Source organism: Streptomyces sp. BJ20, assembly GCF_022869105.1.
GTDB classification, from domain to species: domain Bacteria; phylum Actinomycetota; class Actinomycetes; order Streptomycetales; family Streptomycetaceae; genus Streptomyces; species Streptomyces griseoincarnatus.
In genome coordinates this window covers 1,852,869-1,864,735 of sequence record NZ_CP094918.1, presented here as the reverse complement: position 1 = coordinate 1,864,735, position 11,867 = coordinate 1,852,869, and the positions used below count along the sequence as shown (strand labels likewise).

At 73.2% G+C, this 11,867-nt stretch carries 8 protein-coding genes; 1 reads left to right on the top strand and 7 read right to left on the bottom strand.

Going from position 1 to position 11,867, the window contains the following annotated elements; translation table 11 throughout:
- Positions 1-161 precede the first annotated feature (161 nt).
- The 3 genes from MTR79_RS08620 to MTR79_RS08610 form a co-directional block, all read right to left on the bottom strand.
- The gene (locus MTR79_RS08620) at positions 162-950 is read right to left on the bottom strand and encodes an STAS domain-containing protein (protein ID WP_244789668.1); all 789 of its coding nucleotides are present in this window, start codon (positions 948-950) and stop codon (positions 162-164) included.
- 116 nt (positions 951-1,066) lie between these two features.
- Positions 1,067-1,378 carry an STAS domain-containing protein gene (locus tag MTR79_RS08615; protein ID WP_086702556.1) on the bottom strand — a complete coding sequence of 104 codons (312 nt, stop codon included), beginning with the start codon at positions 1,376-1,378 and terminating at the stop codon, positions 1,067-1,069.
- Positions 1,378-5,550, bottom strand: a complete 4,173-nt coding sequence (locus tag MTR79_RS08610; RefSeq protein ID WP_244789667.1) for a SpoIIE family protein phosphatase — start codon at positions 5,548-5,550, stop codon at positions 1,378-1,380. The genes MTR79_RS08615 and MTR79_RS08610 overlap by 1 nt, the downstream gene beginning before the upstream one ends.
- A 386-nt stretch (positions 5,551-5,936) precedes the next feature.
- Here MTR79_RS08610 and MTR79_RS08605 point away from each other — a divergent pair, with 386 nt between their 5' ends.
- Positions 5,937-7,469: a hypothetical protein gene (locus tag MTR79_RS08605; protein ID WP_244789666.1), complete on the top strand. Its 1,533-nt coding sequence runs from the start codon at positions 5,937-5,939 to the stop codon at positions 7,467-7,469.
- A gap of 91 nt (positions 7,470-7,560) precedes the next feature.
- Here MTR79_RS08605 and MTR79_RS08600 read toward each other — a convergent pair whose 3' ends face one another.
- The 4 genes from MTR79_RS08600 to MTR79_RS08585 form a co-directional block, all read right to left on the bottom strand.
- Positions 7,561-7,728, bottom strand: a complete 168-nt coding sequence (locus MTR79_RS08600; protein ID WP_189365635.1) for a hypothetical protein — start codon at positions 7,726-7,728, stop codon at positions 7,561-7,563.
- Positions 7,729-7,822: 94 nt separating this feature from the next.
- A complete protein-coding gene (locus MTR79_RS08595; RefSeq protein WP_244789665.1) occupies positions 7,823-10,366 on the bottom strand; it encodes a DUF4118 domain-containing protein in 2,544 nt (847 codons plus the stop codon).
- A gap of 13 nt (positions 10,367-10,379) precedes the next feature.
- Positions 10,380-11,063 carry a response regulator gene (locus tag MTR79_RS08590; RefSeq protein WP_086702561.1) on the bottom strand — a complete coding sequence of 228 codons (684 nt, stop codon included), beginning with the start codon at positions 11,061-11,063 and terminating at the stop codon, positions 10,380-10,382.
- Between the two features lie 133 nt (positions 11,064-11,196).
- Positions 11,197-11,865 carry a potassium-transporting ATPase subunit C gene (locus MTR79_RS08585; RefSeq protein ID WP_189365633.1) on the bottom strand — a complete coding sequence of 223 codons (669 nt, stop codon included), beginning with the start codon at positions 11,863-11,865 and terminating at the stop codon, positions 11,197-11,199.
- Positions 11,866-11,867: the final 2 nt, after the last annotated feature.

The window sequence follows — 11,867 nt, the reverse complement described above, 5'->3', positions numbered from 1 at the left end:
GCGGCCGGCCCGTGCGTCCTGGCGTCCCGGCTGCCCCGGACGGCGCCGCCCATGACGGGATGTGGCGCAACGAACGCGAGGGCGGCGGCGCCGCCGGGGGTGGTCGGAGCGGGGGGAGGGACCGTCCGCCGGTGCGAGGGCGGGGGTCCGTGAGGGGCGGTTCACCGGGACGGCCCGGCACCGCCGAAGGCATCGTCGACACCCTGATCCACGGATGCGGTCACGGACGCGTCCACGCCCGGGTCCCCGGATGCGATCGCGGATGCGTCCACGCCCGGGTCCACGGATGCGATCGCGGACACGTCCACGCCCGGGTCGGATGCGATCGCGGAGGCGTCCACGCCCCGGTCCGCGGATACGGCCACGGAGGCGTCCACGCCCCGGTCGGCCGATGCGTGCGCGGACACGTCCACGCCCGGGACCGCGGATGCGTGCGCGGACACGCCCGCGCCCCTGTCCGCGGATACGGTCACGCCCGCGCCCCGGTCCACGGATGCGGTCACGGACACGCCCGCGCCCCGGTCGGCGGACGCGCGCCCGCCCTGCTCCGCGGCGCCGTCCACGCCCTCGTGCCCGGCGTCGCCGTCCGTCCCCCCGGCCACGTCCAACGCCGCCAGCGCGTCCGCGACCGTGTCGTGCATGGGGAGCAGCTCGGCGATACCGGTCATGGTCACCATGCGCTCGAGACGCTCGGGCACGCGCGCGACGCGCACCGAGCCGCCCGCCTTCTCGGTGGCGTGCAGCAGGACGATCAGGGTGGTGAGGCCCGTGGAGTCGACGAAGTCCACCTCGGCCATGTCCAGGACGAGGTGTCGGGCGCCTCGCGTCACCGCGGTCAGCGCCTCCGCCCGCAGCACGGGGGCGGTGTGCAGGTCGACGTCTCCGGTGACGACGATCACGGCGGTGTGCTTGTCGGTGTACCGGACGGTCGTGTCGAGGGCCTCACTCACCTGGGGCAACTTTCCTGAACGGTCGGGCTCCGGAACAGCGTACGGCGGTGGGGCGTCGCCGCCGCACGGGCGTCCGGAAGGGACGGGCACCGTGCGTTTTCCCCGGTCCGGGTCGCTCAACCCTGCGGCCCGTCCCGAACCCCGGAGCGGTGGACGGTGGCCAGCGCGGCGAGACCCGAGACGGTGAGGACGGGCTCGAGCAGCGGAGGAACGACGAGTTCCAGCCGTTCGGCGTGGGCGAACAGCACGCTCAGCCCCGCGCTGTCGAGGTACTCCACCTCCGTCAGGTCCACGACGAGGGGGCCGGGGCGGCTGTCCAGGGCCTCGGCCAGACGACCGGCGTTGCTCATGTCGATCTCGCCGCCGACGGCGAGACGGGCGGCGCCGTCGGGGCCCCGTCCGGGCGCGAGCGTGAGCGGGGTTGTCATCAGTCGATCCTCATCTGCATGTCGACGGTGGTGCCGGACGGGCCGGGAGAGACGGTGACGTGCTGCATCATCGCCCGCATCAGGGACATGCCCCGGCCGCGGTGCGTGTCCGCGCCGGGCTGCGGGTCCTTCCACCGGCCGCTGTCGGCCACCGTGACCCGCAGGGTGTCCACCAGGGCCACGGCGCGCAGCCGTACGTCGTTCCCCGGGGCGTGCCGGTGGCCGTGCTCGATGGCGTTCGCGCACGCCTCGCCGACGGCGACGAGGACGTTCTGCACCGCGTTCGGCGGCAGCTCGCACCGGGCGAGCCAGCTCCGCAGCGCCCGGCGGACCGGAGCGAGCTGGGAGGACTCGGCCGGGAAGGTGATGTCCAGCGGGGCGGGGTGGCGGTACAGCAGCAGCGCCACGTCGTCGTCGTACCCGCCGTCCGGCTCGAGCCTCGCCATCACGGCTCCGGCGAGGTCCTCGACCGGCATGTCGCGGCCCTCCTGCACGGCGTCACCCGCCTGTGCGATGCCGGTGCTGAGCGGCAGCCGCCGGCGTTCGACGAGACCGTCGGTGTACAGCAGCAGCGTGGCCCGGGCGGGCAGGGAGCACGTGGCCTCCGGGCGCGTCCGGCCCGGTCGTACGGCGAGGGGCAGCGCACGTCCCTCCTCCAGCAGCCGTACGGTGCCGTCGCGGTGCACGAGGATGCCCGGCGGGTGTCCGGCGCTGGAGTAGGTGAGTTCTCCGGTGGCGGGGTCGAGCACCCCGCAGAAGACGGTCGTGCACAACGCGCCCGCCACGCCGGCCGCGAACTGGTCGAGCGCCTCCAGCGCGCGGCCGGGGCTCGGGTCCTGCAGCAGCAGGGCGCGGCAGGCGCTGCGCAGCTGCCCCATGACGCTGGCCGCCTCCAGGCCGCGTCCGACGCAGTCGCCGACGACGATGCCGATGCGCCCGTCCGGCAGGGTGACGGTGTCGTACCAGTCGCCGCCCACCTCCAGCGGGCGCGAGGCGGGTTCGTAGCGTACGGCGAAACCGTCGGGGAGCCGGGCGGGGCCGAGGATGGCGCGCTGGAGGGCGATCGCGGCCTCCCGCTGCTGGTCGATCTGGTGCGCCCGCACCAGGCCCTGGGCGAGGTGCCCGGACAGCAGCGACAGCAGCAGCCGGTCCTCGGAGGTGAACGGCCGGTTCCCGCCCAGGTCGACCCACAGGGTCAGCGGGCCCTGCGGGTGTTCCAGCAGGACGCCCGCGCCGCTGTCCTCCGTGACCACGGTGAGCGGGGGGCGGCCGCGCAGCGCGTCGAGCCGTTCCCGGCGAGCCTCCGGCAGGTCCTCCCAGCGCAGGTCCGGGCCGGTCGCGGTGAGCGCCGGGGTGTCGTCCCCGTCGAAGACGGCGGCCAGCACGACGTCCGCGCGCCACAGCGACCGCAGCTGGTCCAGGGCGCCGGACAGCGCCTCGGGCATGCTGGAGGCGCGGGACAGCGAGGTGCTGAGCGCCGCGAGCGCCGTCTCCCGCTGGACGGCGTAGTGCTCGGCGGTGACGTCGCGGAAGGTGCCGACGGTGACCCGGCGTCCGGTGTCCGGGTCCTCGGCCTTGTTGTAGTTCACGGCGACCCACCGGCGGCGGCCGTCGCGGCGGGTGACCGGCACGGTGTACGAGCCGCGCGGGTTCACCAGCAGGCCGGCGAAGGCTTCGCCGACCTGCGCGTGCGCGCCCGGGTCGGTGACCGCGTCCGGCCACCACGGGTGGGCCGGGGCGTACGGCAGGTCCTCGGGGCCGTAGCCGAGGATGTCGGTGAAGGCCGTGTTGATCTCCACGACGGCGCCGGACTCGTCGCAGACGAAGAACGCCTCCTGGAGCGAGTCGACGAGCGCGGTGCGCCAGCGCAGGTGGTGGCCGCGCAGCCGGGCCAGTTCGACGTTGGCGCGGACCCGGGCGAGCAGTTCGGCGGCGGCGAAGGGCTTCACCAGGTAGTCGTCGGCACCGGCCCGCAGTCCCTCGATCGACGCCTCCTGCCCGGCCCTGGCCGACAGCAGCAGCACCGGCACGGAGGCCGTGCGGGAGTCGCCGCGCAGCCGGGTCACCAGCTCCAGCCCGTCCAGCCGGGGCATCATCACGTCGCTGACGACGAGGTCGGGCGTGCGGCGGCGCGCGGCGTCGAGGGCTTCGACGCCGTCGGTGACGGCGGTGACCTCGTATCCCCCGGCGGTCAGGATGCGGGTGAGGTACTCGCGCATGTCGGCGTTGTCGTCGGCGACCATCACGCGTGCGCTGCGGGTGGGACCGGCGTCCGACCCGAGCGGGGCGGCTGCCGCCTCCCCCGGGCCGTCGCCTTCCGCCGCGCCCACCGGGAGCCAGCGGAGGGCCTCGTGGACGTACGGGCCGGCGGTGGCCGAGGCCCTGGCGGCGGCCGGCTCCGACACCACGGAGCCCTCGGGCAGGTGCGCGGTGCCGAACGGCACGCGGACGGTGAAGACGGTGCCCTTGCCCTCGGCGCTCTCGGCGTCGATCGTGCCGCCGTGCAGCCCGACGAGTTCCCGCACCAGGGCCAGCCCGATGCCGCTGCCCTCGTTCGACCGGGAGCGGGCGTTCTCGATGCGGTGGAAACGCTCGAACAGGCGCGGCATCTCCGCCTCCGGCACGCCGGTCCCGGTGTCGGCCACGGTGACCACGGCGTGCGGGCCGGAGCGGCGCACGGTCACGCGGACGGTGCCCTCGAAGGTGAACTTCAGCGCGTTGCTGAGGAGATTGAGGATCACCTTCTCCCACATGGTGCGGTCCACGTGCACCGGTTCGTCGAGGGCGGGGCAGTCCACGTCGAAGGTGAGCCCGGCCCGTTCGACGGCCGAGCGGAACACGCTGGCCAGCTCCGCCGTCACCGCGCCGAGTTCGACCGGCTCGTAGCGGGCCTGCATGCGGCCGGCCTCGATACGGGAGAAGTCGAGCAGCGTGTTGACGAGTTTGCCCAGCCGCAGCCCGTTGCGGTGGATGGCGTCGAGTTCCGTCGTTACGTCGTCGCCCGCGTCCGCGAGCCGGGTCCGCAGCTCCTCGACCGGGCCCATGATCAGGGTGAGCGGGGTGCGCAGCTCGTGGCTGACGTTGGAGAAGAAGGCGGTCTTGGCCCGGTCCAGCTCGGCGAGTTCCTCCGCGCGCCGCTGCTGCGCCTCGTAGCTGCGGGCGCTGCCGATGCCGGAGGCGATGTGTCCGGCCGCCAGCTCGACGAACCCCCGGTAGCGGTCGTCGAGGGCGCGGTAGCGGTTGAGGCCGGCCACGAGGAAGCCGTACGGCGCGCTGCCCTGCTGGAGCAGGGGCACCACGAGCGCCTCCACGGGCGGCTCGGACCGGCCGCCGCCGGGCAGGTCGTCGAAGGGCGCGCCGGTCAGCGGGACGAGGCGTGCCTCCCCCTCGGCCAGCGCGGCGACGGGCCAGACGCCTTCGTCGCCGCTCTCGTCGCCGGTCCGGTTGCCGCCCACGGGGAGGACGCGGGGCGCGACGGGAGTGCCGGGGGTGACGCCGCTCGCGCCGGCGAGCCGGGCGTCGTCGCCGTCGAACAGGTAGGTCAGGGTGAAGGGCAGGTCCTGCGGATTGCGGGACAGCTGCCGGTCGGCGAAGGCCAGCACCTCCTGCTCGGTGCGGATCACACTGGGGTCGGAACCGAGGTCGCGCAGGGTGGCCATGCGCCGCTCGCCGATCACCCGCTCGGTCTCCTCGCTGACCACACAGAGCATGCCGACGACGTCGCCGGTATCGTCCCGCAGCGGGCTGTAGGAGAACGTGTGGTACGTCTCCTCGGTGTAGCCGGACCGCTCCAGGAAGAGGAGCAGCCCTTCGTCCCAGGTGGCCCGGCCCGTGCCCAGCACGGCCTCGATGCGGGGCCCGATGTCCCCCCAGATCTCCGCCCACACCTCGCTCGCGGGCCGCCCCAGCGCCCAGGGGTACTTACGGCCGAGGGTGTCACGCCGGTAGGCGCCGTTGCAGAAGAACGTCAGCTCCTCGCCCCACGCCATCCACATCGGGAACCGGGAGGAGAGCAGGATGCTGACGGCCGTCCGCAGACTCTGCGGCCACTCCTCCGGCGGGCCGAGCGGGGTGGCCGCCCAGTCCACCCGGGCGAGGTCCGCGCCGACCTCCGGATCGGAGGTGAACACCTGCGCGCCGACGCCGTCTCCCGGCGGGCCTGATCGCTCCACGCAACACCCTTTCCCGTCATGCCGGCCGGTGCCTTCGGCCACGCCCGTGTTCGTCCGATGCGGTCACCCCGCCCGCCTTCGCGGCCATGCGCTCCGCCCACGCCACGCCGTGAAACGTGGCGGTCCGTCGCGGTCCACCGTGCCCCGCATTCGCCCGGCCATGCCACCCCGGCGATGGCCACCACCGGGGTGTGCGCGGCGGGGACGGGACGTCGCGGCCGGGGCGCGAGTACAGTGTCAGACCCGTCCGCCTCATTCTTTCTCCCGCCCCTCGGCCGGATGGCCGGCCTCTGCCGGAAGCGACGGATACATGGCTCTGGTGGTGCAGGACCGCACGTTCCTCGACGCCCTCAGCGACGAAGCGCGGAAGGATCTGCTCCGGATCAGTGTCGAGCGAACGTTCCGGGCGGACGAGCGGCCGGCTGCGCCGGATCGATCTGCTGGACCCCGGCGCGGACCGGGCCGCCGAGCTCGCCACCACCCTCATGGACCACTACCTGCACTGGCGGTCCGACGTGAAGTACCGGCGTCTGCTGGACACCGACCCGAACTCGGCCGACCCCGCGCACCGGCGCTTCCACGACCTGCTCCGGGACGTGTGGCCCGGTAGGTACGACGGGGCGGGAGGGACGGACACGGGGCCCGTCCCCGTGGCCACCCCGGCGCAGGTGCGGGCTCCGGCTCCCTCACCTGCCCCTGCCCCGTCCGTCCCGGTCCAGGAACACAGCCAGGACCCCGCTCCGACCCACCGGCGACAGCCGCAGCCGGACGTCCAGCGGTTCCCCAGCCGTCAGCCGGCCGGACAGGCATCCGTCTCCGACCCGAGCTGGACCTCGCCGTCGGAGTGGCGGCAACAGCAGGCCGAGGACGTGCGGTCCGCCCCTCGGCAGCCGGGCCCGGAGACGGAGCCGGAGCCGGAGGCAGCGGGGCAAGCCGCGACGGGTACCGCGGAGGGGACGGACTGCTCACTCGAAGCGCCGGACGGACGGCCCGCGGAAACCCAGGGCCCGTGCGGGTCCGTCCCGGCCGTGCGGCGGGAACGGCCCGCCCACGGAGTACCGTCGGGGCCCGTCACCCACCATGGACACCCAGGGCCGTCGACCACGCCGACCCCGTATCCGCCACCGCCGAGCGCGCCCCCTGAGTTCCACCCAGGAGTGGACGCGCCCGCCGCCCGTGGCACTACGGGTGACGGCGCGGGTTTCACCACGGTCCCGGGACGGGGGGCGATCACCGACCGGCTGACTCCGGAGCGTCAACGGGCGCTGCGGGACGAGGCGTTGCCGGTGCTCTTCGACCAGCCGGTCGCGGGACGGTCGACGGTCTCCAAATTCCTGGGGCACAGGGGCCGCCGGGCCCGTCTGGAGATGTCCCAGGTCCGTGCCCTGGCCGACGACCTGACCTGTGCGACGAACCGTGCGGGACACGCCGCCGACCTCCGGCACAAAACAGAGGAACGCCTGTCGCAGACCCACCACGAGGACCTGCTGTCCCTCCTGCGCCAGCCCCTGACCTACGCGGCGCAGAGCATCGTCCTCGAGCACCTGCCGCACGCGGTCCAGACGGAGGAGACGGCGCGCGACCTGCTCGCCGGACTTCTGGCGGTGGACTTCCGCGTCACGCCTCGCCTGGACCACTCGGACCCGTACGCGGCCGACCTGCACACCCGGCGCATCGCCCGCATGGTCCGTTGGTTCTTCACGTGGCTGGTCGATCCCCGGACCACGAAGTACCAGGTCCCCCGGCTCACCAAGTACCTGCGCTCGATCGCCTCGTCCGACGCGCCGGAGGACCACCACATCCTCCAGGAACTCCTGATCGACGCGGAGGAGAACCGGATCCCCGACCTCCCGAGGGAGACCTGGCTCGCCGTCACCCGCGCGCTGTACGAGAAGGCCCACGCCGTGCAACGGCACTGACTCCTCCCTAGCGTCGACGCCACTGGTCGGCGACGTGCGCGTACCCGGGTTGCCGGCTTCGCCGCGCCGTGGACCGATGCTGCAGCGGCGATCACGGCCGGTAGATCATCTCCAGCAGCCCGGCTGCGATGAGCGTCCACGCGCCGACGCCGATGAGCCACATCGAGTCAGCGAGAGCACCCCCGGCGATCAGGACGACCGAGCCGCTCGTGAGGCCGACGATCCGGGACCGCATACCCCATTCCCGGGGTGGCTTCATGTCTGCACAGTCCTCTCGGTGGTGCGTGGGCTCCGGCCCCCGTAGGACCGTCCGCCTCGTCGGGACCGCGTGCGCGCGTACGCTCCCCGGGCCATCAGGACGTGACCGCGGGGGACACGTCCGGCCGCTCCCGCCGGCGCCCGGGCGCGGTCCGTACGGCGAGCACCATGGTCAGGCCGCCGCCGGGGGTGTCCTCGGCGTGCAGAGTGCCGCCGATGGCCTCGGCGAAGCCGCGGGCGACCGCCAGTCCGAGTCCCACCCCGTCGCCGCGCGGGGCGTCGCCGTAGCGCTGGAAGGGTTCGAAGATGCGGTCCTTGACCTCGTCCGGGACACCGGGGCCGCGGTCGACGACCCTGATCTCCACCCGGTCGGCCATGGCGCTCGCGGAGACCAGGACGCGCTCGCCCGGCGGGCTGTACTTCACCGCGTTCTCGACGATGTTGGCGACCGACCGTTCCAGCAGGCCGCGGTCCACGCCGACCATGGGCAGGCTCTCGGGCACGTCCAGGTCCACGCTGTCCTCGGGTACGGCGCCGAGCGCCATGGGGACGACCTCGTCCAGGTCGGTCTCGCGGATGATCGGCGTGACGGTGCCGGTCTGCAGGCGGGACATGTCCAGCAGGTTGCCTACCAGGTGGTCGAGGCGGTCGGCGCCCTCTTCGATGGCTTCCAGCAGCTCCGCCTGGTCCTCCTCGGACCACTCGACGTCGTCGGAGCGCAGGGACGTCACGGCCGCCTTGATCCCGGCGAGCGGGGTGCGCAGGTCGTGGCTGACGGCGGCGAGCAGCGCGGTGCGGATACGGTTGCCCTCGGCCAGTTCCTCCGCGCGGTCCGCCTCGCCCTTGAGACGCCGGCGGTCCACGACGACAGCGGCCTGGGCGGCGAAGGCGGCCAGTACCCGCCGGTCGGCGGCCGGCAGGACCCGGCCGCACAGGGACAGGGCCATATGGTCGCCGACGGGGACGTCGACGTCCGCGGCGTCCGGGGTCGTGGCGGGCCGGGGGCCCACGCTGCCGGCGCACGTCCAGGGATCCTTCTCACCGGCCCGCTCCAGCAGCGCGACCGACTCCATGCCGAAGGTCTCGCGGACGCGTTCCAGCAGGTCCTCCAGCCCGGTCTCGCCGCGCAGCACGTTGCCCGCGAGGAAGGACAGGATCTCCGACTCGGCCCGCAGCCGGGCGGCCTGGTGGGTGCGGCGGGCCGCGAGGTCCACCACGGAGGCCACCGCCACGGCCACGCCGACGAAGACCACGATGGCGACGATGTTCTGCGGGTCGGCGACGGTCAGGGTGTGGACGGGCGGGGTGAAGAACCAGTTCAGCAGCGTGGAGCCGACCACGGCGGAGGCCAGCGCCGGCAGGAGTCCGCCCAGCAGCGCCGCCGCCACCGTCAGGGTCAGGAACAGCAGCATGTGGTTGGCGAGGCCGATGTCCGGCACGACGCTTTTCAGGAGCCAGGTGAGCAGGAGGGGACCGAGCACGCCGGCCAGCCAGCCGCTGATCACCCGCGAGCGCCCGAGGCGTGCGCCGCGCGCCACCGGCAGTCCGCGGCCCTTGCCGACCTCGGCGTGCGTGATGAGGTGGACGTCGAGGTCGGGGCCGGACTCGCGGGCGACCGTGGCGCCGACGCCGGGCCCGAAGACGTACTGCCAGCTGCGGCGCCGTGAGACGCCGAGGACGATCTGGGTGGCGTTCGCCCCCCGGGCGAAGTCGAGCAGGGCGGCGGGGATGTCGTCGCCGACGACCTGGTGGAAGGTGCCGCCGAGATCCTCGACGAGCGTGCGCTGAAGGGCCAGCTCCTTCGGGGACACGGCGGTGAGGCCGTCGCTGCGGGAGATGTAGACGGCCATGACCTCCCCTCCGGCGCCCTTCTCGGCCAGCCGCGCGGCGCGCCGGATCAGGGTGCGCCCCTCCGGGCCACCGGTGAGGCCGACCACGATCCGCTCCCGCGAGCCCCATATGGCCGAGACATGGTGCTCGCTGCGGTACTCGGTGAGGTGGGCGTCGACCCGGTCGGCGACCCAGAGCAGAGCCAGTTCGCGCAGGGCCGTGAGATTGCCCGGCCGGAAGTAGTTGGACAGCGCCGCGTCGACCTTGTCCGGCTTGTAGATGTTGCCGTGCGCCATACGGCGGCGCAGCGCCTGCGGGGACATGTCGACCAGCTCTATCTGGTCGGCACGCCGTACGACCTCGTCGGGGACGGTCTCACGCTGCCGTACACCGGTGATCGACTCGACCACGTCGCCGAGGGACTCCAGGTGCTGGATGTTGACCGTGGATATGACGTCGATGCCCGCGGCGAGGAGTTCCTCGACGTCCTGCCAGCGCTTGGTGTTGCGGGAGCCCGGCATGTTGGTGTGGGCCAGCTCGTCGACCAGGGCGACCTTGGGGGCGCGGCGCAGGACGGCGTCCACGTCCATCTCGGTGAAGGTCCCGCCGCGGTACTCGATCTCCCTGCGCGGGAGCTGTTCGAGGCCGTGGAGCATCACCTCGGTGCGCGGCCGGTGGTGGTGCTCCACGAAGGCGACCACGCAGTCGGTGCCCCGCTCGACGCGACGGTGGGCCTCCGACAGCATCGCGTACGTCTTGCCGACGCCCGGTGCCGCGCCGAGGTAGATCCGGAGCGTGCCTCGTGCCATGTCGTCCCTCGGTTCAGCGTTCGAAGCGGTAGCCCATGCCGGGCTCGGTGATCAGGTGGCGGGGGTGGGAGGGGTCCCTCTCCAGTTTGCGTCGCAGCTGGGCCATGTAGACCCGCAGGTAGTTGGTCTTGCTGCTCTGCGAGACGCCCCAGACCTCCTTCAACAGGTGCTTCTGTGTGATCAGCCGGCCGGGGCTGGTCACCAGTGTCTCCAGCAGGTGCCACTCGGTGGGGGTCAGCCGCACGTCCCTGCCGTCGCGCACCGCCCTCTTGGCCAGCAGGTCGAGGGTGAAGTCCTCCGTCTCGACGAGCGTCTCCGCCGGACCGGCCGGGACGACCTCGGTGCGGCGGACGGCGGCCCTGAGGCGGGCCAGCAGTTCGTTCACGCTGAACGGCTTTGTGACGTAGTCGTCGGCACCGGCGTCCAGCGCGGCCACCTTCTCGTCGGACGCCTGCCGGGCGGACAGGACCAGGATCGGCACCCGGCTCCAGCCGCGCAGGCCCTTGATGACGTCGACGCCGTCCAAGTCGGGCAGGCCGAGGTCGAGCAGTACGACGTCGGGCTGCCGTGCGGCGGCGAGCCGCAGGGCGGTGGCGCCGTCGGGCGCGGCGTCCACGCCGTAGTGACGTGCCTGCAAGTTCAGGACGAGGGCCCGCACCAGCTGCGGGTCGTCCTCGACCACGAGCACCCGGGTCATGGGTGTCTGCCTCTCCTGTCGTACGTCGAGCCCTGCACGTCCGGAAGCGGGGCGCCCGACGTCGCTGCTGCGGAAGCCGGCGGGGCCGGGACGTCCCCGCCCCGCCGGTTCCCGAGGACATCGCGTCACGTCGTCAGCTCTTCGCCGTGAGTTCCTTCAGGGCGACGTTGAGTTCGAGGACGTTCACGCGCGGCTCTCCCATGAAGCCGAGGGTGCGCCCCTCGGTGTGCTCCTCGACGAGCTTCCGCACCTGCGCGGTGGACAGGCCGTTCCTCTCGGCGACCCGGTGGACCTGGAGGTCCGCGTACCGCGGGGAGATGTCCGGGTCCAGGCCGGACCCGGAGGAGGTGACCGCGTCCGGGGGCACCTGGGACGGCTTCACCTTGTAGGTGTCCGTGGAGTTGTCCTTGACGACGGCGGCCTTGGCGTCCTTCACCCACTGGACGAGCTCTTCGTCGTCCCCGGACCGGTTGGTCGCGCCGGACAGGACGAGCTTGTACCGGGTGTTGACGCTGTTGGTGCCGAGGCCGTTCTGCGGGCGGCCCTGGAACCACTTCAGGTCCGGTGCCGGGGTCTCCCGGCCCTCCTCCGGCGGCAGGTTGTACGCCTGCCCGATCAGGGAGGAGCCGACGACCTTGCCGTCCGCCTTGATCTCGGAGCCGTTCGCCCTGCCGGGGAACAGCCCCTGCGCGATGCCGGTGACGACCAGCGGGTAGAGGACACCGGTCACCAGGGTCAGCACGAGGAGGGCGCGCAGGCCCGCCCCGAGCAGCCGGGCGGTGTTCGTGACGGAGTTGTTCATGG

What these genes read in the sequence shown, in the direction of transcription:
- MTR79_RS08615 (WP_086702556.1), bottom strand. Translation starts at nt 1,378, where the DNA reads ATGACAACCCCGCTCACGCTCGCGCCCGGACGGGGCCCCGACGGCGCC.
- MTR79_RS08600 (WP_189365635.1), bottom strand. Translation starts at nt 7,728, where the DNA reads ATGAAGCCACCCCGGGAATGGGGTATGCGGTCCCGGATCGTCGGCCTC.
- MTR79_RS08595 (WP_244789665.1), bottom strand. Translation starts at nt 10,366, where the DNA reads ATGGCACGAGGCACGCTCCGGATCTACCTCGGCGCGGCACCGGGCGTC.
- MTR79_RS08590 (WP_086702561.1), bottom strand. Translation starts at nt 11,063, where the DNA reads ATGACCCGGGTGCTCGTGGTCGAGGACGACCCGCAGCTGGTGCGGGCC.
- MTR79_RS08585 (WP_189365633.1), bottom strand. Translation starts at nt 11,865, where the DNA reads ATGAACAACTCCGTCACGAACACCGCCCGGCTGCTCGGGGCGGGCCTG.